This is a genomic window from Cupriavidus sp. 05L411, from assembly GCF_056398045.1.
This window is the reverse complement of sequence record NZ_JBFTOQ010000016.1, coordinates 59,575-81,773: the sequence shown is the minus strand read 5'-3', so window position 1 is coordinate 81,773 and position 22,199 is coordinate 59,575. Positions and strand designations below refer to the sequence as shown.

At 61.9% G+C, this 22,199-nt stretch carries 29 protein-coding genes and 1 pseudogene; 6 read left to right on the top strand and 24 right to left on the bottom strand.

The window, feature by feature from the left end; translation table 11 throughout:
• Positions 1 to 64: 64 nt before the first annotated feature.
• The 3 genes and pseudogenes from AC1DQR_RS20225 to AC1DQR_RS20215 all read left to right on the top strand — a co-directional run.
• Positions 65 to 535: a Lar family restriction alleviation protein gene (locus tag AC1DQR_RS20225; RefSeq protein ID WP_477133668.1), complete on the top strand. Its 471-nt coding sequence runs from the start codon at positions 65 to 67 to the stop codon at positions 533 to 535.
• Positions 532 to 1,122: a hypothetical protein gene (locus AC1DQR_RS20220; protein WP_477133700.1), complete on the top strand. Its 591-nt coding sequence runs from the start codon at positions 532 to 534 to the stop codon at positions 1,120 to 1,122. Before AC1DQR_RS20225 ends, AC1DQR_RS20220 begins: the two co-directional genes overlap by 4 nt.
• A pseudogene (locus tag AC1DQR_RS20215) lies at positions 1,119 to 2,093 on the top strand (DNA cytosine methyltransferase); the annotation flags it as partial. The gene AC1DQR_RS20220 and the pseudogene AC1DQR_RS20215, both read left to right, overlap by 4 nt.
• 115 nt (positions 2,094 to 2,208) lie before the next feature.
• On the opposite strand, the gene AC1DQR_RS20210 reads toward AC1DQR_RS20215, so the two are convergent.
• Complete coding sequence (locus AC1DQR_RS20210; protein ID WP_477133699.1) at positions 2,209 to 2,688, bottom strand: hypothetical protein; 480 nt, start codon at positions 2,686 to 2,688, stop codon at positions 2,209 to 2,211.
• 400 nt (positions 2,689 to 3,088) lie between these two features.
• On the opposite strand from AC1DQR_RS20210, the gene AC1DQR_RS20205 reads away from it, so the two are divergent.
• Both AC1DQR_RS20205 and AC1DQR_RS20200 read left to right on the top strand, forming a co-directional pair.
• Positions 3,089 to 3,388 carry a hypothetical protein gene (locus AC1DQR_RS20205; RefSeq protein ID WP_477133667.1) on the top strand — a complete coding sequence of 100 codons (300 nt, stop codon included), beginning with the start codon at positions 3,089 to 3,091 and terminating at the stop codon, positions 3,386 to 3,388.
• Between the two features lie 136 nt (positions 3,389 to 3,524).
• The gene (locus AC1DQR_RS20200) at positions 3,525 to 4,031 is read left to right on the top strand and encodes a hypothetical protein (RefSeq protein ID WP_477133666.1); all 507 of its coding nucleotides are present in this window, start codon (positions 3,525 to 3,527) and stop codon (positions 4,029 to 4,031) included.
• 391 nt (positions 4,032 to 4,422) lie between these two features.
• Here AC1DQR_RS20200 and AC1DQR_RS20195 read toward each other — a convergent pair whose 3' ends face one another.
• The 6 genes from AC1DQR_RS20195 to AC1DQR_RS20170 are packed head-to-tail and all read right to left on the bottom strand — an operon-like array spanning position 4,423 to position 7,030.
• Positions 4,423 to 4,680 carry a hypothetical protein gene (locus AC1DQR_RS20195; RefSeq protein ID WP_477133665.1) on the bottom strand — a complete coding sequence of 86 codons (258 nt, stop codon included), beginning with the start codon at positions 4,678 to 4,680 and terminating at the stop codon, positions 4,423 to 4,425.
• Positions 4,677 to 5,096, bottom strand: a complete 420-nt coding sequence (locus AC1DQR_RS20190; RefSeq protein ID WP_477133664.1) for a hypothetical protein — start codon at positions 5,094 to 5,096, stop codon at positions 4,677 to 4,679. Before AC1DQR_RS20190 ends, AC1DQR_RS20195 begins: the two co-directional genes overlap by 4 nt.
• A complete protein-coding gene (locus AC1DQR_RS20185) occupies positions 5,090 to 5,656 on the bottom strand; it encodes a hypothetical protein (RefSeq protein ID WP_477133663.1) in 567 nt (188 codons plus the stop codon). The genes AC1DQR_RS20190 and AC1DQR_RS20185 overlap by 7 nt, the downstream gene beginning before the upstream one ends.
• 60 nt (positions 5,657 to 5,716) lie before the next feature.
• A complete protein-coding gene (locus AC1DQR_RS20180; RefSeq protein ID WP_477133662.1) occupies positions 5,717 to 6,082 on the bottom strand; it encodes a hypothetical protein in 366 nt (121 codons plus the stop codon).
• Positions 6,079 to 6,627 carry a glycoside hydrolase family 19 protein gene (locus AC1DQR_RS20175; RefSeq protein ID WP_477133661.1) on the bottom strand — a complete coding sequence of 183 codons (549 nt, stop codon included), beginning with the start codon at positions 6,625 to 6,627 and terminating at the stop codon, positions 6,079 to 6,081. Before AC1DQR_RS20175 ends, AC1DQR_RS20180 begins: the two co-directional genes overlap by 4 nt.
• Positions 6,620 to 7,030, bottom strand: coding sequence for a hypothetical protein (locus AC1DQR_RS20170; protein WP_416048930.1), 411 nt, complete (start codon positions 7,028 to 7,030; stop codon positions 6,620 to 6,622). Before AC1DQR_RS20170 ends, AC1DQR_RS20175 begins: the two co-directional genes overlap by 8 nt.
• A 99-nt stretch (positions 7,031 to 7,129) precedes the next feature.
• Between AC1DQR_RS20170 and AC1DQR_RS20165 the strand changes: the two genes are divergently transcribed.
• Positions 7,130 to 7,846: a hypothetical protein gene (locus tag AC1DQR_RS20165; protein WP_477133660.1), complete on the top strand. Its 717-nt coding sequence runs from the start codon at positions 7,130 to 7,132 to the stop codon at positions 7,844 to 7,846.
• A gap of 375 nt (positions 7,847 to 8,221) precedes the next feature.
• Here AC1DQR_RS20165 and AC1DQR_RS20160 read toward each other — a convergent pair whose 3' ends face one another.
• From AC1DQR_RS20160 to AC1DQR_RS20080, 17 genes are all read right to left on the bottom strand, one after another.
• On the bottom strand, positions 8,222 to 9,106 hold the full coding sequence (locus AC1DQR_RS20160; RefSeq protein WP_477133659.1) for an SGNH/GDSL hydrolase family protein: 885 nt from the start codon (positions 9,104 to 9,106) through the stop codon (positions 8,222 to 8,224).
• Positions 9,103 to 10,239, bottom strand: a complete 1,137-nt coding sequence (locus tag AC1DQR_RS20155) for a hypothetical protein (RefSeq protein WP_477133658.1) — start codon at positions 10,237 to 10,239, stop codon at positions 9,103 to 9,105. The genes AC1DQR_RS20160 and AC1DQR_RS20155 overlap by 4 nt, the downstream gene beginning before the upstream one ends.
• A 3-nt stretch (positions 10,240 to 10,242) precedes the next feature.
• On the bottom strand, positions 10,243 to 10,533 hold the full coding sequence (locus AC1DQR_RS20150) for a hypothetical protein (protein WP_477133657.1): 291 nt from the start codon (positions 10,531 to 10,533) through the stop codon (positions 10,243 to 10,245).
• Positions 10,534 to 10,594: 61 nt separating this feature from the next.
• On the bottom strand, positions 10,595 to 10,891 hold the full coding sequence (locus AC1DQR_RS20145) for a hypothetical protein (protein WP_477133656.1): 297 nt from the start codon (positions 10,889 to 10,891) through the stop codon (positions 10,595 to 10,597).
• A 1-nt stretch (position 10,892) separates the two neighbouring features.
• Positions 10,893 to 11,465 carry a DUF4376 domain-containing protein gene (locus AC1DQR_RS20140; protein ID WP_477133655.1) on the bottom strand — a complete coding sequence of 191 codons (573 nt, stop codon included), beginning with the start codon at positions 11,463 to 11,465 and terminating at the stop codon, positions 10,893 to 10,895.
• A gap of 9 nt (positions 11,466 to 11,474) precedes the next feature.
• A complete protein-coding gene (locus tag AC1DQR_RS20135; RefSeq protein ID WP_477133654.1) occupies positions 11,475 to 12,332 on the bottom strand; it encodes a gp53-like domain-containing protein in 858 nt (285 codons plus the stop codon).
• 14 nt (positions 12,333 to 12,346) lie between these two features.
• Positions 12,347 to 13,015 (bottom strand): YmfQ family protein, encoded by a 669-nt coding sequence (locus AC1DQR_RS20130; RefSeq protein ID WP_477133653.1) that lies wholly within the window; start codon positions 13,013 to 13,015, stop codon positions 12,347 to 12,349.
• 7 nt (positions 13,016 to 13,022) lie between these two features.
• Positions 13,023 to 14,024 (bottom strand): baseplate J/gp47 family protein, encoded by a 1,002-nt coding sequence (locus AC1DQR_RS20125; RefSeq protein ID WP_477133652.1) that lies wholly within the window; start codon positions 14,022 to 14,024, stop codon positions 13,023 to 13,025.
• 112 nt (positions 14,025 to 14,136) lie between these two features.
• Entirely contained in the window at positions 14,137 to 14,583 is a 447-nt protein-coding gene (locus AC1DQR_RS20120; RefSeq protein ID WP_477133651.1) for a phage GP46 family protein, read from the bottom strand.
• Positions 14,580 to 15,143: a phage baseplate assembly protein V gene (locus AC1DQR_RS20115; RefSeq protein WP_477133650.1), complete on the bottom strand. Its 564-nt coding sequence runs from the start codon at positions 15,141 to 15,143 to the stop codon at positions 14,580 to 14,582. Before AC1DQR_RS20115 ends, AC1DQR_RS20120 begins: the two co-directional genes overlap by 4 nt.
• On the bottom strand, positions 15,140 to 16,240 hold the full coding sequence (locus tag AC1DQR_RS20110) for a phage baseplate assembly protein (protein ID WP_477133649.1): 1,101 nt from the start codon (positions 16,238 to 16,240) through the stop codon (positions 15,140 to 15,142). The genes AC1DQR_RS20115 and AC1DQR_RS20110 overlap by 4 nt, the downstream gene beginning before the upstream one ends.
• 11 nt (positions 16,241 to 16,251) lie before the next feature.
• Entirely contained in the window at positions 16,252 to 17,667 is a 1,416-nt protein-coding gene (locus tag AC1DQR_RS20105; RefSeq protein WP_477133648.1) for a DNA circularization protein, read from the bottom strand.
• 20 nt (positions 17,668 to 17,687) lie between these two features.
• A complete protein-coding gene (locus AC1DQR_RS20100; protein WP_477133647.1) occupies positions 17,688 to 19,709 on the bottom strand; it encodes a transglycosylase SLT domain-containing protein in 2,022 nt (673 codons plus the stop codon).
• A 112-nt stretch (positions 19,710 to 19,821) separates the two neighbouring features.
• Positions 19,822 to 20,115 carry a phage tail assembly protein gene (locus tag AC1DQR_RS20095; protein WP_477133646.1) on the bottom strand — a complete coding sequence of 98 codons (294 nt, stop codon included), beginning with the start codon at positions 20,113 to 20,115 and terminating at the stop codon, positions 19,822 to 19,824.
• Between the two features lies 1 nt (position 20,116).
• Positions 20,117 to 20,485, bottom strand: a complete 369-nt coding sequence (locus tag AC1DQR_RS20090) for a phage tail tube protein (RefSeq protein WP_477133645.1) — start codon at positions 20,483 to 20,485, stop codon at positions 20,117 to 20,119.
• A 29-nt stretch (positions 20,486 to 20,514) separates the two neighbouring features.
• Positions 20,515 to 22,005 carry a phage tail sheath subtilisin-like domain-containing protein gene (locus AC1DQR_RS20085; protein ID WP_477133644.1) on the bottom strand — a complete coding sequence of 497 codons (1,491 nt, stop codon included), beginning with the start codon at positions 22,003 to 22,005 and terminating at the stop codon, positions 20,515 to 20,517.
• A complete protein-coding gene (locus tag AC1DQR_RS20080; protein ID WP_150983282.1) occupies positions 22,002 to 22,196 on the bottom strand; it encodes a DUF2635 domain-containing protein in 195 nt (64 codons plus the stop codon). The genes AC1DQR_RS20085 and AC1DQR_RS20080 overlap by 4 nt, the downstream gene beginning before the upstream one ends.
• Positions 22,197 to 22,199: the final 3 nt, after the last annotated feature.

Sequence of the window (22,199 nt, the reverse complement as noted above, 5' to 3'; positions counted from 1 at the left end):
TCCACTGCCAAGCGCCTGGGCGCAGCAATGGATGAGATCGTCTACAAGCACCACGAGGGCGGCCATGACTGAGAGCGCCCAGAAGCTGAAGCCGTGCCCGTTCTGCGGACAACCGGCCGCCACGAAGATGAGCGACGGTTGGCACGCTGCTGGCTGCACCATGTACACGGCGCCGGGAGTGCTCTGCTACGGGCAGTCCATCGCCTTGCAATACAGGTCGGAGGCCGAAGCCATTGAGGCTTGGAACTACCGGGCATCCACGGAGACGGAAGATCCGTCGCCCGCTGTGCCGATGTTCTACGTGCAGGACACCCGCCAGTTCGTCGGCAACTGCGTGATGTGGTGGGGCAAGAATCGCAGCGGCTATGTGACGCGCATCAACGAGGCAGGCAAGTACACGCTAGACGAGGCATCGCGCATTTGCGAGCGCGATACCGACCGCATGTGGCCGTGCGAGCAAATCGACGCGCTGGCGCATCCGACGGTCGATATGCAGCACCTGCCGCGCAAGGCTGCAAAAGGAGAGACGAAGTGATCACCCCATGCAACTCAGCAGCGGCCCTTCTTCGCCTGACCTGGTGGGCAGAAGGATTCGTTCCCGTACTGGTCAACTCGGCAATTTCCCTTCTTAGCTTGCCCCGGAGGGCAGCCGTTGCCTTGGCCACCCCCGTATCCATCGTCGTAAGGAATCACGGCGCAACCGCTAAGCAAAGCGCCACCGGCGATCAGCAACACAAGAATGGATTTCATGGCTCGTTCCTCAGTGGAATTCTTGATTTGTCGCCGGCATACCGGGCGCCATCCGGCGCATCTGTAAAAAATCGTGAACACGCGCAAAGCGTCTCAATCCCCAACGTGCGTGCATTCACCGTTATCGCCGCTATCGTGGCCCCATGCCGGGGTCACGTTGAATCCGTCCAGATCGCATCTGTCCAGCCCGAACGCCCCTTCGTAGGGAGACGCGACGCAGAGCCTGAGAAATGCGCCGCAGGCAACGGTAATGGCAAGAACGGTAGTCATTGGTCGGCAATCGGATTGGCGCGTTGGGGGCAAACAGGCTACCAGCACCGACCAATTTCGAATGCAAAGAATAGTCAACAGAATACCGAGGTGTTCGCATGATCCGCCGCGAATACAAGCCGTTCGGCTTCTGCTGCGGCCTGGGCGGGGGCGCTAAGGGCTTCAAAAAGGCCGCCTCCCAAGTCGGCAACATGGTGGCGACCCGGAAGTGCATCGGCGGCATCGACATGAACCCGGCCGCCGCGCGCGACTTCGAGCAACTCGTGGGCGTGAAGTGCACGGTCATGGACCTGTTCACCCGCGCGATGTACACCGCCTTCCACGGCAAAGAGCCGCCGGCGGGCTGGCACGAGGCCACGGCAGCCGACATCCGGCGCGCCGCCGGCAATGAGCGGCCGAACTGCGTGTTCATCTCGTCGCCCTGCAAAGGCGCGTCCGGGCTGCTGTCCGAGGCCCTGAGCCGCACGCCAAAATACCAGGCGCTCAACGAGCTGACGCTGCGCTGCGTCTGGCTGATGTGCGAGGCCTGGAAGGATGATCCGGTCGAACTGATCGTCTTCGAGAACGTGCCGCGGCTGCCTATGGCATGCGCCGTGGGAGCAGCATGCAAACACCATCGCCACGCAGCAGATGCCCGGCCAGGGCTACTACACCGTCGCCGATCCGCGCCACGTCGGCCCGGCCAAGCACAACAACGAGTTCCAGATCGCCCCTTGGGACCAGGCCGCTGGCGCCGTCACCAGCGCCCACGGCACCGGCCAGTGCGTGCAGGACCCGCGCGCATCGACCGGCTTCAAGGACGCGGGCAAGTATCGCATCACCGGCTTTGACCAGCCGGCCGGCACGGTCATCGCGCACAACGACACTGGCCAAGGAGCCTATGCCATGGCTGACCCACGCCCTGGCATGTGACGCGAGCGCGGCGATCACTACCTGACCGGTGGCCACTATGGTGTGGCGGCGTGGGGTGGTAACAGCCGAGCGGTGCGGTGTCGGCAACTGCTGGCCACGACAACGGCCGGTGGTCGGTCGCTGATCCGCGCCTGCCCGCGGCGAACGACAAGCTGGTGAGCCCCAGGATCTCGCCGGACCGCATGACCGTCTCGATGGCGAACAGGAACGCGACCGCCACACGTTGCACCGGCAGCTCAACCGGCAACCCTTCCCGGCACCCCAGCGACTGGCCGATCAGCCCTGCCTCGGCATCTGTGATGCGCCGCTCGCGAGGCGGGCTGTCTCCGGCTGACGGCTTACCGTCTTCATTGGGTCGGTCAGTAGCAAGCCCCACTCGTCGCGCGCCACCTTCAACGCGTGCGACAGCAACGACATCTCCCGCGACACCAAGGCCCCTGCCACCCCCCGCTCCCGGGCATCGCGCCAGGCGGTGATGTGATATGGCTTGAGGTCCATCAGTCGGATGTCGCGGAACAGCTTACCCTCGATCTCCTTCCGGCCGATCAGCTCAAGCCGCAGGATCTCCCAGCGACTGCCGCGCTTCTTCGGGCTGACGTCCTTTTGGTACTTGTCCAGGACATCGCCGACCGTGTGGGTCTTGCTTCCCATCCCGGCGCCGATCGAGCGCATTTCCGTCTCGCGCTTGGCCGCCCAGGCCTGCGCCTCGGCCTTCGTGTCGAACAGGCGGGAATCGCGGATGCCCTTCACCTTCACCTGCGCGCGCCAGCCAGATGCTGACTTCGCAAAGTGTGCTATTTCGTGGGGCCGAACGTGGGGCCGTTATGGGGCCGGAGTGCCGATTAGAAGTGAAATGGGAATGTGCAGAGTGCAGCGAAGCGATTGCCGCAATTCACCCGCCAAGCCTTGTACAGCTTAGCTTTGCGGGCTGAAGTGATACCGAAATGCGGGAGGTGAAACGAGGTGAATAAGTGATGCGAAAAAGACTTTGGTGCGAGGGAGGGGACTCGAACCCCTACTATTCCTTATAGATACAGGCTAAAACGGAAGATGCTGGCAAAAAGCTGGCAAATCGGGGTGCCGATGGCCTGACGCGTGGAGAACTTCACGCACCGAGATATACTGTATATACGTACAGTATTTTTCAGGTGCCACCATGGGCAACAGCAAATCCGCCGCGGGATGCCAGATCCCGTCAATCGCCGCCGGCCAGTCGCAGGGCGAGGCCCGGAACGGCATTCTGCCGACCGTCCGCGGTGACTACATCGCAAGCGCTCTCGCCGGTCTCCCGGAACCCACCCGGGATGGCGTTACTGAACACCAGGTGGTGATAGATGCGGGCCCGGCCGGCCGCGTTCGCCTCTTTGTGGAGCGTAAGACCGCCCGCCGCGGGAAACACTCTCACCAATACTGGTCGGTCTATCGCGCGGAAGCAATGGGCGCCAGCGCGTCGTAGGCGAGCCCGTAGACCTAGCCGGCGATGCGAGCGACGGCGGCCGAGTGGGGCCAAATACCCTACCTCAGTGGGGAGGTACGCTATCTGCACGCCGCCAGGCAGATAATCTGCGACAAACCAAATACCGAGCAGAAAGATGCGTCTCACGCTATGCATTCTGAGCATCATCGCGCCCATCGCTTCATCCGGCGCACTCGCCGAGCAGAGGTACAAGTCGGCTTATGATGACCCGGTGATCTGCAGCACAGCGGTCGAGGCTAGGCAAGCCTTCAGTGCCCGGTCAGATCGCAGCAGCGAGGACGTATCTGGAGCACAGGCGATCAACGGATCATGCCGAAAAATGGCCCCAGGCCAGACTTTTGCGGTCATAAACGGTAGCCGGTCTGACGACAGCGTTAAGACGATTCGTAGCCTGTCCTACGACAACAGCACCTACATGGCATATCTTGCCGGTCCTATCGAGCGGGTTGCTGAAACCAGCGCACCCCTGCAGAAAAACTGCTCGGAAGGAGAAACCGGCCCCGCCGGCGAAGTCCGAAGGATGGAAGTTGGCGCAAATGGTCAACTCTTCCTCAAGCGCTACATGATCACATCTCGGTGTGTTGATGGCATCTTGAGGTCATTCACGAAGCGCTTGAATTGATGCAAACACAGCCAACATACTTCCCCAGCCACTTCCCCCTTGACATGAAACGCATCCTCTTCACTTGTGTAGTAGCCGGCCTATCATGCAGCGCGATGGCAGAAATGCCCAACTACAACGTCAAAGCGCACTGCAGCGAAGTTGCGAACTTTGGCGGTGCGCCGTCGCAGCTGATACTCAGCGGCTGCTACCAGCAAGAACAGTCTTCGTATGACGCCCTAAAGGGTGCGTGGGAAAAGCTCCCCGCCGCTACACGAAAGCACTGCGATAGTGTCGCAAGATTCGGAAGCGGCGCCGGGTCGTACCTGATTCTCAAGGGCTGTGTCGACCAGGAATTGTCGGCATCGAAGGTAAACGATAATTTTGTGTTCAAGCGATAGCGAGTCGCAGCCTACTGGCACGCAGCCACCGCGGCCTTCAGCCTGACCTCATACCCAGCGCGCAACGCCAGCTCCACCAGCGCCGCCTGGAACCACTCGAAGTCGCTGGCCGCCGGCAGCACCTTCGCCAGCGGCCAATCAGGCTCCGGGATCTCGGCCGCCTTGCATGGCACGGCCACCGGCACCCTCACCTCCACCGGCTTCTCGATCACCTGCGGCGCGGCGGCGCAGCCGGCAAGCACCAGGCACAACATCAGCGCGCGGATCATGGGCGCTCCTTCACAAAGGTCTGCCGCAGCCCGTGCAGCGATGCGCACTGGTCCGATCCCGGCACTTGAGCCTGGATCTTGCCGGCCAGCAGCGTGTACTTGGACTGGGCTGCCTGGGCGGTGGCATCCGCCTTGGCGGCTTCGTACTGCCGCAGCTTGGCCTGCGCCTCGATCGCGACCACCGCGGCGTTCTGGGTGGCGACTGACCCCGCCAGCGCCTGGTTGTCGTCCTTGGCCTTGACCAGGTCGGCCCGGGCCTGCACCAACTCAGCGCGCGCCGAATCCCGCTCACCGCGATAGACCCAGACCGCGCCGCCGGCCAGCGCCAACACGACTAGCACCGCAGCAAAGAAGATCCGCTCGGGCGTGGCGAACACGGCTTTGATGGCCGCCCCGATAGCGTCAAGAATCAGCATGGTTGAACCTCGTCGGGTGTGAAGATGAATCCGGCGCGCCGCRGGTAGGCCTGGAAGACAAACGTGGGCAGCGTGCGGTGATGAATGCCGTGCACCGCCGACCGGTGGAACTTCATCGACAGCGGAAGCATGTTCTGCATCGAATCGACAAAGGTCTCGGGCTTTTCTGGGTCGAAGGCTCGCCAATCAAAGCCGCGCGCTTCGGTGATCTTGCAGATCAGCCATACGGCCGACTGCTCGACAGGGAAGGTTTCGCCGGTAGGCTGGTCGGTGATCTCGTCCAGAACCGGGATCTCGGTGATCTCGCCGATCGCGATCGCCTTCACCGCCACCCAGTCAACGGCATCCATGTCCGCCCATTCGCAGAACACATGGTGATACTCGGGATTCGGCTGGCCGCTGATCGCGCATCGCAGGCCGGCCTTGTGGCCCGTAGCCTTCGTGTGCCGGAATGTGGGCGACTCACCGCGCGGTGCGGCGTGGTCTTCGTAGTACTCCATCTCGACAACGGTTTCCTTGACGAGATGCTCGTGAGGAACGACGGGAGTTTGGTCAGCCATAGGGGCCTCAGAAAAGCAAAATCCCCGCGCGCGGCAGGGCTGGTGGTGATGTGGGGTGGATCAGCCCAGTTCGGGCAGCTCTACCGTTTGACTGACGAGCGAGTGCGTGCAGTCGCCAAGGAAGATGATCTGGCCCGGTGCCGCGCCATTGCAGCCGACGAACGAATGACAGCACCGATGCCGCTCCCCTTCGCCCCATGTTTGAAGTACGCTGGGACCGAACACGGGACGCTCGAAATCGCCGTTGAAAGACCAATGCGGTTTGCCGGCAACGTGCGGCGATTCCTCGGTCTCGCCGGGCGGCAGCCAGCTCACGGGCAGCACCTTCGCCATGGGCGCGCCATCAGGCCATACGCACCCAGGGCAATCGAAACGAATGCCATAGAACAGCCCCTCGCTGTCCCGAACGATCTTGGCTTTGCTCATGCAACCTCCAGTACAGTTTTGGCCTTCGCCCAGAAAGCACGCCGCTCGGCGACGCCGTTGATCCCGCCATTGATGGCCCGCGTCAGGCCCACGAAGTCACCAGCATCGGCAAAGCGGTTCAGGTTGTGGGTGTGCCAGTACCAGCCGGCAGACGCCGCCGCGTGCGCAGGTTGCTCGAGCAGCTCGGGCTGCGTCAGCAGGTCTAGGTGCAGCCCGAAGCCGCACAGCAGGTAGTTCTTACGGCCGGTGACCTGGATCAGGCCACGCCCCATGAACCGCTTGCCGTCGCCTGGCTCGACGTTGCCGAGGTCCGCCCTGCCCTCATACCGGCGCTGGGTAGGCGTCGGCCCCCAGATCTCGCGCAGCAGGCGCAACTGCCCCGACTCGTGCGCGACCTGGGCCAGGAAGGCAGCCGAGCGCGTGGGCGTGTTCACCTCGAACTGCAGCATCGCAGCGGCCAGCGGTACCGCGAACGCATCGGCCCGCGCGCCGGCCAGCGGCATGATGGCGTGCAGCTGCGCGGCAGTGACAAGAAGGTCAGCCATGATTGCCCCCAGTCACCGCGTCGCGCACTTCCCCCGCCACCTCGGCCAGGTCCTTGTCGCGCCGGCGCTCGATGAAGTTGAACAGCCAGCGAACGATGGCCCAGCCCGGCAGGCCGCAGGCAAAGACCACGCCGAACAGCGCCACCAAGCCGATGTAGTCGTGCGTCCAGGCCTGCAGCCCGAACTTCTGCACGACGGCCGCGCCGCCGGCTACGCTGGATACGACGGTAGAGATCAGCCCTACCGCCCACTCTCTTGGGCTTCGTGGAGTCATCATCATCATCACTACGAGGGCGGCGAGACCGGATGCGCCGGCGGCAACCGCCGCCGGACCGCCGAAAGCTTTGAAGGCAGCAGCGCCCGCCGCGCCGGCTGCGGCACCGCCGCTGATTGGTTCGGACATTTGTGACCCCGGAAAAGAAGATGCCCGCTCGGGGCGGGCTAGTCGGCTCAGGAGTCGTACTAAACTCCGTAGCTTCGATGACATTCAGTGAGAAAATGCGTGGAACTCTGGCAAACAATTCTGATTGGCTTCGGCGGCCCTTCGTTCCTGATCGGGGTTCTCGCCTACCTGAGCAAGACCCTCTTGACCCAGTGGCTCAGTCGCGAAGTTCGGAGGCAAGATGCGGAGCTATCGCGTAACGCGAAATCCTTCGAGCTTGAGTTGAAGGCAAAGTACGACCTAGCTGCTGAACAGCTGAAGAGCGAACTCCAGCGCAGCGCTAGCGAGCATCAGATTCGGTTCGCCCGCCTTCATGAAAAGAGAGCTGAGACGATCGCGGAAGCATATGCTCTCCTCGCCGAAATTCTCTGGAATCTTGAATCCTACGTGAAGCCCATGCAGCTCGTTGGAGAGCCAAGCATGGAGGAAAAGAAGCACGCCACGCTCAAGAGCATTGTTGACTTCTATCGGTTCTTCGAAAAGAACCGGATTTATCTCCCGGCCGCTGCCTGCGATGCTCTCTCCGCGTTTATAGGGCAAATAAAGCAGCTGTTCTTCGAATTCAGCGTCTACGCGTTTCAGCCGCTCGGTAGCGGAGCGGATCGCGATAAGCACAAATTTGACATGCAGCTAAAGGCATGGGAACTCACGCAGGGCAATATCCCGGAGGCGCTACGAGCCCTTGAAGACGACCTTCGAGTTCTGTTGGGCGACCCATCGGCGGCGGCGAAGCGCGGTCCAGTCCCGCCGCCAGCATCCCCGGAGCCAGATCGTTGAGCGCCCCTCCGACGAATCACCGACCCAAGACAAGAAGGCCGCCTGGGCGATGTTCCCAGGCCGAGAAGAGCCCAAAGCTCGGCCCGATCATTGCGCCACTACCATCAGCCTCGACACGCAAGAATGGTCGTATCGACATGCTTCAGCGCGTGGTCAACGGATCTGCCTTCTCCGGAAAGCGTCGCTAGCGCAGCGGCAGGCCGCCGTGACAATTGTTGACAGTCCCAAGCCCCGCGCCCTGCCAGCCTTAAATCTCGCGTCGCAGCCCTCCGCTGGGCACGGTGCAAATTCGTATCCCCGCCGGGCATTCCGTGCCTGGCGGGACTTTTTTGCTCCGGAGGATGCCCGCTCGTGGCGGGCTGTGGCACGCCTTGATTACCAGTTCAGCGCTGCGATCTTGCGAAAGCACCGCAATGCGATCAATCGATACCCCACGTCGTTCAAATGCACATTGTCGAAGCGCATCCCGGTCGGAATGGTGCCGTTCGTAATGTCGGTGTTGTCCTGCGTGGTTGGCGTGTAGCTGAGTGTCGCCATTTCTTCTGCCGTCGGCGGCGTCATGGCGACAAATTGAGTCGGCCAACGCGCAGCCGCGTCTGCGTTCTGCGCAACGATGGCGCTGTAGTTCGCGCCGCCAATCGTCTCGTTCAACGCGTTCAGGACGCCGAGCACCAGATTACGGCGCGGCGTACCCATATACCCAATGCACGCATCGATGGCGTCGCTCAGGCCGACGAATGTCGGCGTATTGTTGCGCCCGAGCCAGAGCAACTGAATCTGATGGCGCGCGTTGAGGCCGTCGTCCGGATAGAACGGTGTGTTTGCCGGCACGGCCACGGCTGAGGTCAGAAACGGCGTAACGGTGTACGTTTCTGTGGTCGACGGCGGGCCGCCGCTCGCCGTGCGCGTCAGGTAACAAGGCACCCCGGCCAGCAGGCCGGATACTACCCGCGTATTGTTGTCGGCTGGCGTGGACAAAAGCTGCGGCGATGCCAACGTGACTGGTACAGCGGCAGTTCCGTTAAAGGCGTTTCCTGACAATGTGAGAAGCGCGGGTGCTGAACCTTGGCGCGGCGCGATCTGCTGAAAGGTCTGTCCGCCGATACCCTGGTTTGTCATTACGCGGTTCGCCAGCAAATCGGAAAGCCACTGCAGATAGCTTCGAGTGCCGCCAGTTCCTGCAGTAAGGCTATCACCCCAACCGACAATGCTCGGGGAATAGCCGCGATTCTGGTCGGAGAGATTGAGTTGAGTGCTCATTGTGCGGTCACCCCTTGAATATTCGCGTACACGGCCACCGTAGTGCCCGAGCTCAGTTGGACATTCACGGCAGTCGCAGGCGATCCGCGCAGCGGCGGATCGAATAGGATGGCCGGCAAGCCAGTAGCTGCAGGCACCCAGCCACGCCAGAGCACTGCGGCCMCATCAAGGATCATTGCTTCCGTGCCTGCTGCGCCAGAATTGGAGAATTGTGCCGACTTGATGTACTGACGTTCGCCCGCTTGCCCGGCTGCCTTCGCCACAACCGCACTCGTGTTCACGATTCCGCCAGATCCTGCCGCGTAGGACCACGACGATTCTGCAGAAGGCGCACTTCTGCGACTCAGTTGCCCCAGACTGGCCGAGGCCCGCCAAGCGTAGACTCCAGACCCCTGCTGGTCATAGCGCAGTCGGATGAACCGAGTGCGCTTATCAACCGTCCATGACATTGGACCGGTTGTATTTGGCTTGAAACTACGCAATGGAATCGGAGCGTAGTTCGCGTTATCGGGTTCGGCGGAGAGCGCCTCCCAATTGGCCTGCGATAGATCGTTTGCGCCCTCGAACGAGAAGGATGCGACCGAGTTTCCGCCAAAGAACATAACCGACAGCTTGTCGTAGCCGGTCATGTCCAGGGTGAACAGCGTGGCCGGACCGGAATTGAACGCGATGCCTTGCATAAGCAAATCGCGCTGCTGAGCAACCTGCATTGGCGCGGCGCCGAGATCCTGGGGATTGACCTGCAAGTCTGCTGCGTTACCGTTCTTAACCCCAACGTGCCCGGCCTGGATAGTCCCATTCGCCACGCAAGTGAATGACCCGGACGTGATCGCCGTCAGCCGCGCACGGACCTTCGCCGCACCGCCGACCGTGACGTTGTAGCTGCCGGCGGCATTGGCCGTCGTGCTGCCTGCTGCGCCAGGCACCTTCGGGTAGGCCTTCATGGCGTACCAGGTGGTTCCGTCCGAGGTGCCCTCGAATGCCACCGTGGCGCCTACGGGCGTGCCGGCCAGCGCGAAGTCAACGCTGCCGAGAGAATCGGTGGCGAGCGTGACGGCATCATTGACGCTCGCCAGCGTGCCGCCGACGGATTGGTTCGGCGCACCGGCCGGGAAGAATACTGTGGTCGTCATGTCTTAGAAGCTCCGCACAAAGGCGCCCCAGTAGCCGAGGCCACTGGCGTCGATGAAGTACATGGCCGGCGTGCCGTTCTTGGTCTCGTCAGCAGTGACCATGACCAGGCGCGGCAGAGTGAGTTGGCCAGCTGCCAGCGCTGCGGTCAGCGCGGCGAAGGTTGCGAAGTACGGAGACGCCGCAGCAGCGCCTCGGGTGACCTTCTTCTCGGCACCGAGCTGCGCGCCATAGAGGATGTCGGCGTCGGAGATCGCGCCGGCGCTGTCGAAATCTTTGAGCTGTTTCCCGGCCATTTCGGGGCCTCCAAATGAAAGAAGCCACCCGAAGGTGGCTTGATGCGATGGTGTGATTTGCTTACCGAGTGATCGTCGCTTTCGACAGGCAGTGCCCGGCTCCGAACAGTGCGTCGATGACTGGCGCTACGAGCTTCGCCCAGCGCTTGTCAGCGATCAGGCCGTTGCCTGTACGCGTGGAGATCGTTTCGCCCTCGCTACCGCCAAACAGGGCATTGCCGCAGACGTCGTAGGCAATCGCCATGCTCAGCGCGCGGTCCGTCGAACCGAACACCGCCTGGCAGGCCATGGCGATCAGCAGCACGGGCGCTGTGACCGCGCAAAGCAGGCAGATGAGGAACAGCTTGGCGCGGCTCATATCAGTCCCACACGACGGCCTGGACGGCAGCTACCGCCGTTGCGGCATCAACTTGCGAGGCAAGCTGAGCCTTCTTCGTCAGGCACGCGAGAATCGCCGCCTTGCCATCCTGGCCGACCTGCTGGATCTGCGCCGCAGTGTGGTCGGCGTACGACCACGCACCCGAGGCATCAGCGCACCAAAACGGAGTCACCCAGTCTGCTGCGAGGCCCGGCATCAGAGACGCGAGAACGGAGGCCGATAGATTCTGCTGGTCCGTCATCTTCGACGGGTAGGTATGCATCGCGCCGAGGGCAGGCGAGGAAAAGCCCGCCACGATGGCCGCAGCGCATGCATTGTTGAGAATGGTGATCTGGGCGAGCTGCGCGTCTGCAAGCAGTTTCGCGGCAGTTGGCGGAGGCGGCGCCACCAGGTCGCCTCTCACAACCTTATGGCCCGGGGTGCAGAGGCATTCTTGCCATTGATCATCAGTGATCTCGATTGCCGAGACACCTTCAGGCGCCGGGCTATCCTCGTCGTCATAGAAGGCGGTAATGGTGCCCTGAGCGTCGTATGCTGCGAACTTCTTTCCCATATTTCCCCCTTATCGCCCGATGGCGAACCAGCTGCTTTGATCCGTCGTCGCGCTTGAATATATGGTGAAACCCGACAACGCGAACGGATAGCTTGTCCAGATGTACGAGCTCGTCGCTCCGTTGTTTCCAGGCACGACCGCATAGGCAAAATTGGGGAACGCAATCGGGAATAGCACAGCAACTCCACCCGGAGTGGCAACGACAGCCCCCCATTGCAGAATCAAGCCGTTCGGCAGTTTCGTGTATCCATTTCCCGATAAGACTGCGGCGAACTGGCCCAAATTCACTGCCTGATTGCTCTGCGTAGCCGCAGGAACCTGCAGCGCCCCCCCCGTGCACTCGAGAAGGATCCATGCGCCATTGCCGGAGTTGATCGCAGCGCTGACCATATAGATCATGTTTGCGACACCACCCACGGGAAGCTCCCCGCCTTGTAGAGGCGAGAGGTTCAGGCCATAGATCGGCTTTGCTGCGAGGCCATCTGGGGCGTAGGTCGAAGCGCCAGTATTGGCGTTCGTGATCTGTACCGACTGGCGCACGCCATGCGTAAGCGTACCGGAGACAAGCGGCGTCGAATTGGCTGCGGCATAAGCGTTGACTGCGCCGGTGTCCGCGAGAATGACTGACTGCTTTCCAATTGCCCTGATCGCCAACAAGAGTTGGTTGAACGCCGCCTTGTTGAGGGTGAGCCCCGCGCCGGTCACGACATTTGCCAGCTCCAGCATCACGGCATTCAGCCACTCCGCGGGCACGATGGTGGCGGGGGTTCCTGTTGCCGGATTCCCGTCGGTAAAGAAGCCTGGCGTTCCCAGCGCGGTCGACGCAGGCTGCGAAGTTGCCGCGGACGAATTGTCGATCTGATACATATCTGGATGAATCCTTAGAGTGCAACAACCGGAGCCCCGCCACCAATAACTACCGGCGCCCCTAGATAGGTGACCACCGGAATGGGCAGATCGTAGGCAAACAGAACAATGGAGTGAGCAGGAGCCGCGGACTCGATCTCACACTCAAGAACCGCATTCCCCCAGGCGCCAAGCGCCTCGCCCGCCGTAGACTGCCCCGCCCGGAAGCGCGTTATCGATGCCGAAGGCGCATGCAGCGTCCAAGTGAAGAACCAATCCGTCGAACCGACGGACTGACCCGCGCAACTCTGCCCACATCGGAACGGCGCGTGATTCTCAACCTCCGCCTCGTAGCCGAGCTTTTGGGCTAGACCAATGAAATAGCCCGCAGACTGGCCACCGCTGTTGGACAGCCTTGCTACCACTTGCTGCCGCCGCTCCTGGACGGATGCTGATGGCCCCGCACAGGGGTCTGGCAGCCCTAACGTCGACTCCCACTCCGGCAGCAACTCATACGTTGTCGCCGGGAACGCATCGATCAAGAGATTGTTGCTTCGAGCGGTCTGTACCGCATAGGAAACCGTCAGACCAGCCGCCGTCTTGGTCTGAATCGAATCGGGATCGGTATTCCAAACGCGTCCGCGCGGCATGAGTGCCTGAAACGCGCGCAGGTAGTCCGCAGAAGTCAAAACCGGAGCGAGCATGCCGATCTCAGGAATAGGTGATGGTGCCCAGGATCGGCAGGTGCCCCGTACTGCAGACGATGTTTCCGGCCGGCGCCGTGATCACAAATCCAGACGTGCCGGGAACAGCGGCAATTGCCGACTCGATGTCTGACAGATTCACGGTGCCACCCGGCTTGCCTTTGCGTAGCAGGACATCTGCGATCGCAACCAAGATTGATGCCCTGGTGGTCGAGCTGGCGCCGGAGAGTCCAGCGATGGTGAAATTGATCGCAGTTGCTATCGGCGCCACCAAGTAGACCAACGCCGTCACGGGCTGCGGGGAGAAAATGGCATTCGCTACCGTCAACTGATCCCCGGTCGCCTTGACTGCAGATCGCGACTCATCTGTTGCTACGCCATCAGTCCCTTGCGGAAACCCGCCGCTGATGGCGTTGGCCTGGTCGAGCATGATGTAGACCACGACCGTCCCGGTACCGAACCCGTTTCTCGCGCACCACGCACGCGTGACGCCGGGGACAGCTGTTGCCCAGCGAACGTAGTCGCCCTCATTCCCACCCTCTGCCGGCTGCTGGAAGGCGGACAGCACCCGCCCCCGGAAATCGTCATCCAGCTCGACATCGGCGCCACCGGTGAAGGCCGCCGCAGCGACGCCGTTCGACTGCACGCCGGCAATGGGCATGCTCAGTGACATCACGGTACCGGCAGCACAGTTGCCGGCCGCGCCGGCCGCTTGATCAACTACGGTTGCGATGGCAGTTCCGTCACCCCCAATGGTCACCGAAACTTGAATCGTGTAAGTCCTACCATCCCCGCGGACCACATTCGTGCCAGCGCTGATCAGCGTGCCAACCACGCCAGACAGGATGACCTGGCCGCCGGCGGCCGTAGCGTCCTTCCGATAGACGCCCTTCAGTGCACCCCACGCCTCCAGATACTCCCCGGTCGCCGTGTACGGAACGGCCTGCTTCGAGATCCAGTCGAGGTATCCATAGTGGAGGTGCGCAAGTCCGGCCTGGGCGGTGCCCATGATGCCAAGATTCGAGAACCGCAGAAGCGGATCTGTGCCTCCCAATGCAGCGGCAATGTCTGCAGCGACAGTAGTGCGGAGCTGCGTCAGTGTCGGGCGAGAATATGGCATCTCAAGAAATTCCGTTCCATGCCCAGGTAAAGGCCGTCGTTTCGGTGGTGCCGTCCTTTCGGTAGGCCAGAATCTGCGCGCCGAGCATGCTCTCCCGAGTCCATTCCACCAGGATGTCAAACTTGGCGACGACGCCGTCATCGAGCAGCCACTGAAGGCACTCGGTCAGGTAGTCATAAGCACGCTGCAGCGTGTCGTCGTTCTGCTTTGCGCGCTCGAGGAGCCACAGCCGTGATCCGATCGGTACGGCCTCCCCAAGATCACCCCACCAGCCCCGCGGATCATTCGATCCGTCCGGGATCACGTCGTCGGCGTTAGCTACCCTATCGGTGAAGGCCGAGATCAGGATGGCCGTCGACAAGTCGTTGCCGGTCTGCAGGACAGCGCCGACGATCACCCAGTCCCCGCGGGACCGGCTGACGTTCCATACGGTGGTCGTATCGCTCATTCGGTCTGGTTCGGGTGCTTGGAGGTGACGGTGCTAGTGCCGGTCTGCACTTCTTCGATGTTGTGATCGTGCGTGTTATAGATCGCACGCATTTCCGCCATCGTGTGAGGGTTGGTTTCGTAGTTGTCTTGAATATCCCCAGTACAGCGGAGCAACGCCGCATCAACGGTGACGACAGATGCATTCGACACGTCGACCGGCTGGCCTTTCGCATCAACCCGGATGCCAGCGTCTGACAGATAGACGCACTTGCCATCCAGGCTGAAGATCATCGTCTCACCCGGCTTCAGGTTCCTGGGCCGCGACGCCTGGTGATTGGTACCGATGACCACGCCAGCGGAGCGATCACCAGCCAAGAACACCACCACGGCATCCGATCCAATTGGCGGCATCGACGTAAAGCCGAACTCGGCAATCCGAGGCCGGTTATCGCCAGTCTCAATGTCAGCCAACTTGACCTGTTGCTGTTGCACGCCGCCTGCATCGTTCCCGGTTGTGATACGCCCTCTCCCCACGAGCATGCGGACCCGCGCGCCGAGCGCTTCGAGTGCCTGCCTCATTGAATTCCCCTGACGTCGGTGCCGATCACGTCGGCGAATTGCGGCTGAAGCTGGAACGGCTCAGGCGCGAAGGCATCGGGCGGCATCAGCACCAGGTCCGCATGTGTGCCCGTGTCGTCGAGGCGATATGTCACCTCACCTATGAGCAAAGTGGCATCGGGCACCTTGATTGTGGGGAGCGTCACATGCACGAGGGTGTTCGGCTCCCACAGGGCGCCCGCTGCATCCCGCCACGAGTCCGTGGTCAGCGTAACGGCCGCGCCACGCGCGATCCTTCGGTTCATCTCCCAGACTGCGCGGCGCTGAGTCACCTCGATGCCAATGGCGCTGAGGTTCTCCGCCACGATGACGCGCTGCCGGCGACGCCCAACGCCGGTATCTGCTACCTTAGTGATCACGTTCAGGCTGCCGCCGGACAGATCCGACAGCATGTCGAGCGCTTGCTGGACCGCCATGTACTCCGAGAATCGATCCAGCATCGAGAAGGCGCTGCGCGCGCCCTCCACGTTGATCCCTTCGGCGAACCCACCGGCCGCCTGCTGATCGCTCACCCTGGTGATCACCAGGTTTCCATCCGGGTTGTCGTACACCAACGCTGAGCTGTACCGCGACACGCGCTCAAGGATCGAGAACGGCGTTTCGCCGAGCAGGATGTTGAGCTGCTGCACGGTCGGCAAATCAGTGAGGTCACATTCGATGCCCAGGCCCGCATATGGCACGGCCAACTGCTTTGCGATCTGCTCGATGTTGCTGTTGACGATCTGCATGCCAGGCCACTCGGCAGCGCAGTCAACGAGATCCGCACACTTGCTTCTGCCGGCCACGGCTACACTATGTGACTGCGCATCGAACTGTGCCGTCACGGTGTCCACGAACCCCGTCACAACGATGTCGCCACCAAGCAAGAGCCGGAAGGGATCGCCCGGGCTGACGATCACCTCCTCGCCGGAGATGAAGCGCTCCGTCATGCTGATGCTGAAATCGGACGGCAGCCGCTCAATACCGCGGGTGATCCGGATTTGCTTCCACCCCTTTAACGCGCGCTGCTGCTCTCCGACTACGAGGAGGGCCTCGTCCGGGAAGTTGTCATCTGCCATTCGGAATCGAATCAGGAAGAGAGCGCGGTGAAAGTGGTCGGCATGAAAGCCGGGTGGACCGGATCCGCCTGCGTCACCAGGTCGTCGCTTCGGCCTGGATCTCGATAAATGCGCTGCGCTAGCGCCAATGCGGGCACGCTGGCACTGAAGGCATATGTGGTCACAGCCGCCAAATCTCCGCCGCGCGCCTTCAAATCCGCGACGACAGCCTTCTTGGCGTCCAGCAGCGCCAGATACACCTCGTCGGCACCCTGGTCCGCCGCTGCAGTGATCTCGGCATCCAGCACGCCGGCCATCACATCGATCATCGCCGCCGCGTCATCGCACGAAGTCGGCTGATAGCTACCGGAGGCCGTGATCAGCTGCCCGATGGCCGCTCGCCGGAACAGGCTGTTGCATGCGTCCTGCATCGTGGCCATACCTGCGCCAATGGCGGACGACGTCGTCGGTGCTGACGCCTGATAGCCAGACAAGTTGATCAGCAATCGGATGCGATCGGCAGGGTCGACCGCCGAGACCGCCAAGGCCGCGGCCATGCTCTGCGTGGCCGCTCCGAACGTTGCCGTGTCTGTTACGTTGCCAGCAGCGGCCACCAGCGCGGCCCCCGCCTGCGTCACGACGGTCCGAGCGGCAGCATCATTCCGGATCAGCTGATCGACAGACGATGGCGCCCGAACGGCCTTCTTGGCAGCTGAATACCCGCTATTCCCACCCCCAAAAAGGCGCCCAAAGCTACCCACAAGCGTCGATACTGCCCCAAAGAACCGTTTCACGTCGTGAACCAGGCTCACCGCAGCCGCGTACCAGCCTAGCGCCGTGGAAACGGCCTGCTGAACGATTGCTGCGCCCAACATCACTGCTGACGCCGTGTCCCTGACAAATGCAATGAGAGAAGCCACGCTCAGCCCCTGCGCGGCGGCGCTGAGCGCATCGGCAGTAGAAGTCACGGCTGCCGGGTACTTTCGCTCCCCCGCCTCGATGAAGGTCAGCGTCACCTCAAAGAAGCGACCAGCATCCCAGCGTTCGAGACAGTGCGCCTCCAGGGCAGACACCTTCACCCTGCCGAGGGTCGGATGCACGAGCTCCCCGTCACCTGCAGTCTCGAAGGCCTTGATCAGCCGGTCGCGCTGACCGACAACCCCACCGCCACCATATTTCGCACTACCTTCGACCAAGAAGGCACTCAGGTGATACAGGCGCGCGTTCCGACCGAGATCCTCAACCCAAACGCCGTCGCGCTGAGGGTATTGATGGACGGAATTTCGCCGACCAAAGGTCAGCTCACCACCAAAAACACCGAACGGGACGCCCTTGTACGAGGCCTGGCGGAGCGCGGAACGCCAAGCCCCCGGCAAGCCACCGCCCAGCGCGCCGGCCAGGTTAGACAAAGCCGACGCGGCGCCGCCAATGCTGCCGATCGCATTCAAGACTTTCGCCTGACCCATTCTTACACCACGTTGTCTGTCAGCATGGAATCCCGCACGCGGGTCGTGGCCTCAACATTGCCGGTCGACTTGACACTGGTTCGCGTCCCTTGCGGGGCTCCGGTCAGCACGATTTCTACCAGCGCCTTGCCGGCATAGCCGTCAGACGAGCCCGATGCGCTGGCACGGCCGGGCGTGCCAGCAGCATCTGGCGACTTTGCGTAGACCGAGGACATCGGCGCCTCGGCGCCCATACCGGCCATGACCTTCTTGATGTAGCCTTGGGTCTCCGCCGGCGCATGCTCGATGCCCTGACGCTGAACGTTGCCGATCCCCCAGTTGTAGGCCGCGAGAGCCTTAGGTAGATCGCCACCAGTCGACTTAAGCAGATCGCTGTACATCTTGGCTGCGCCGGTCGCGGACTGCCCAAGATCGAAAGGGTTCGTCACGCCGTATTGCTTCGCCGTGGCATCCATGAACTGGAAATGACCCTTGGCGCCAGCAGGCGAAACCATCTTGCCAGTCCCACGGCTAGATTCGGTGGCCCAGACGCTATCTAGCAAGCCGGAAGGCAAGCCGTATTGGGACTCGAGCCGGGAAAACAAGTCAGAGCCCTTCTGACCACCAGCACCGGCCGGCGACGCATTTCGCTCCTCGCCGGCCGCCAAGCGACTCCTCGCGTCGGCGCTTAGGCGTACGCCACCGCCAGACTTCACGCTGTCGATCTCTTCCTGCGTGTAGCCGCCGGTGTCCTTAAGCGCGTGACGATTGGTGCCGGTGAAGTAATCGCGCAATGACCAGCGCTCGCCACCGGATGCCCACTTCACGTAGTCATCAAACTGGGGGCGGATCAGGCTGCCCAAGCCGTATCCAGCGGCACCGGCAACGGCACCAGTGCCCAAAGTACCCAGACCAGCGGCCCCAACACCCCCAAGTGCAGCCAATCCCTTCGCCGCGGCCGGGATGGCGACCAAGGCTAGCTTGGACAGGCTCCCGATCAACGTGGCGACGCCAGCGATTGGCGCTGCGAAGGTGATTGCCGCAATCGCGATCGCCACCCCCTTCACACCACCGAGAGCGTCTACGAAGTCGCCGGTACCCTTAGTGACCTTGCCCCAATCGACACTCTTTATCCACGTCGCAACATCCTTGACGAACTCGCCAACGTTGGTCGCGATCAGGTCACGATTGATCGTGACCCATTCAGACAGATCTTGCAGCAGAGGTGACAGAGCTGGAATCAGCGCATTCCCGACCGATGACTTGAGACCATCGATCGCCAGATCCAGCTTCGTCATGTTCTGGGCATACTCCTTGGCAGCGGCGATCTTGTCAGGACCCATCACGGTACCCAGAGAACGCGCCTGAGCAACGTAGGCCTCAATGCCGGCCGCCCCCTTCTGCAACATTGGCAGCAACTGCTCGACACCGAACGTACGCGCAATGAGACGCTGGGCCTGCACGTTCCCCTTCTGCCGTGCGATTGCTTCGGCCACCTGGCGCAATGCACGAGTGGCATCCACCGCTCCATCCTTCGTCTTCGTCATGCTGATGCCGAGCTGGTTCATCAACACCAATGCCTGGGGATTCCGGTTGAAGGCGGCGTCCTCCAACGTATCCCCCAAGGACTTCAGGCTGCTGGTCATATCCTCAGCCGTTCCACCAGCCAGCCGAGCCGCAGCCTGGTAGGCCTGCAGATCCGACGTTGAGACGCCCAAGACCGCCGATGTCCGAGCGATCTCTGCCCCCAGCTTCCCCCAGTTGCTCGCCAGCGCGCCGATGCCAGCGACGGTGGCAGCACTGCCGATCACACCCAATGCAGGCACGAGCGACGTCACACCAGAAACGGCGCTGCGTGCCGACGAAGCGACCTTGCCCAGGGACTGACTGACCCTATCAATGCCCACCTCGCGCCCGAGGTTCCCAAGAGATTGGCCCAGGTCGCGCACCGGACTCGTGAGCCGGGCCATAGACTGGTTGATCTTACGGACCGTAGCGGTCGCGCGATCAACCGCGGCGATGGTGATCGTGAAGGTATTGGCCATCAGGAGGGGGGCTTAAGCATGCGTTTCATCTGCTCGCTCCACCAGAGCAGGCGCGTGAGGGGCAGTTGCCACGCTTCGTTTGGGCCCCACCCGAAGTACTTTGTGACCTCCGCTACTCCGTCAGTCCAGTCTCCGGGCCATCCTCGGTAAAACCCCCGAGGTAGTCGCTCGCCTCCTTCAGGTCGCGTTGTCCGATCTTCTGCACGGCGCTCCGGGGGATGCCTGCGACCAGGCTGATCAGGGTGATGCTGATACCGGCGTTTGTGCTGGCCGATCCCCAGGCCTTCTCCAGCTCGCCGGCCATGGGCTCACGGAGAGTCAGCTTTTCATAGGTGATGGCGTTGTCGCCGGCGCCGAGCACGACAGGCTTCCGCAGGGTGATGACTTTTTCTTCGGGTTGATCCATTTCAGTTCTCCGTGACGCGCAGGCCTTCCCACTTGACCTCAATGGTCGCGTCGGTAGACTTGGCTGTTTGATCTTCGATAGTCCACATGTTGCTACCGATGATGGTCTTGCCGTTGGCAAGCTCGGTGACGACCGTAACGTTAGTCATATCGTTCAGGTCCGCGACTGTCAGGCCGCCGGCGTCACGCAGCGTGGCCGAGATCGAGCCCGGCCGGGGCGTTTCGCTGTACCCATGAACGCCATCCTGGCCGGATAGCGTCTGGCGTGTCACCTTTGATGGGTTGTACTCAAAATCGCCCGCAACCATGTAGCTCTTGCCATTGACGGTAAGGTTCGCCGTCCCGGCAATGCGATTGGTGTTATCTGCCATATTCATCGGCTCCTAGTTTGCGTAGTGAATCAGCCATTCCGGAACTGGAAGAGCAACGCGAGGATCCGCAACTGGTTGATCAACACGCCCGGGTAGAGAATGTCGACCCGACTCGGGTTCGTCGCGTTCTGCTCGACGATCAGCGCTTTTGCAAACTCATCGCTCTTTTGAACGTAGCCGCGGTACTCAAGATCTTGGTACTTCGCGATCTGACTGGCCTTGATGGTGTTCGGCGTCACGATCGAGGAGCCAGGCGCGAAGCGAGTGCTATTTGCTGCGAGCTTCACGCGAGAGAAATTGCTTGTGATGTCAGTCTTGAGCTCGCGCAGAACAAACTGGAGCGTCAAAAGCGTCTCTACCTGCAGATAGCTGTTATCGGGCTGGCCGAAGCTGTTCAACTGGTACGTGGTGATCAGATTCTCGATCGCCACCGTACCGTCGGCGGCCACCGTGAAGGTGGAAATACCATCCCACAGGAGCACATTGCGGTCGGTGAGCGCAAAACGCGACTGAAGCGGCGGGGGCAGTACCGCGGCGAGAACAAGCGTCTGCAACGGCAGCGCGGCATCGGCGCGGGCCGACACTGCCACTGCTCCGGCAATGTTCGCCGCCCAGATCCAATTGGGCGTCGGCGAGTCATTGAAGCCCATGATCGACATGTGCTCGTCGTTTCGCGCCGTGCCAAACGTGGTCAGCGTGCCGAGCGTTCCGCGACTCGCACCGTACGCGCCGCCATACAGCTGCTTGCTCCAACTCCAGCGACCCGTGGTGCTGCTGAGGAACGACTTCATCGCATCAAGCGACGCAGTGTCCGTGTACGGTAAAGCGATGAAATCGAACTCCTTGTCAAGCAAGTTGGCAAGACCGGCCGTCAAATCGGGATTGACCAGTCCGCCGGCCATCGCAGTGATCGTTGTGGTGAGTCCGGCCGGCATGACTTCACCGCCGGGCGCCCCACGATAGTTCAGGCGCAGATCGATGTCGTTGCCGGCCAGCCCCTTGTTCTTCGCGGTGATATTGACCTTCGACGCGACCGTACCGTCGACAGCGGCAGTCACCGGAAGATCCGCGTTTGCATTGATCGCCGCCGCCAACGCGGTGGCCAACTGTGCGATCGTCTGACTGGCGGTGACGATCAGGGAGACCAAGGTGCCGGCGATATAGAGCGACAGAACGCCCGTCGCGGTAGCTGGCGCAGTGAATGCCAGCGCACCCGTCGCGGCAACCGAGGAACCACCGTCCGCCAGCGGCAAGTACCACACCTCGCCGAACGGATCTCCGACGCGATACGCGGCGGTCATCAGCGCCAGCATGGAGCCCTGGCCGCCCACCGCCTTCGCTTCGGTCGCGCCCTGCGAAATCTGCGGGGTGTTCGCCACTGCCGTGCCGCCCGATGTCACCTGGCCGATGATAAGCGCGCGCTGGGTGCCAGCGCCGGTGTTCGCCCTACTATTGTCCAGCTCAGCGTAGAACAGTGGGACCCGCAGGTTCTGTGGGACATTCTTGAATGGAATCGTCATGCTTTCGCTCCGCTATTTCGCGAGGTCACCGGATCGACCGGCTCTTCTTGTGAGTCGGCCGGCACCACGTCGCCATCGCGAAGGCGGCAATGCCAATACAGGTCGCGCTCGTCGGCCTCATGCTCGTCACCGATGAATTGCTTCGTCACCGGGTCTCGAACTTTCAGTCCCGGGGCTGGTTTGATCTTCATGGG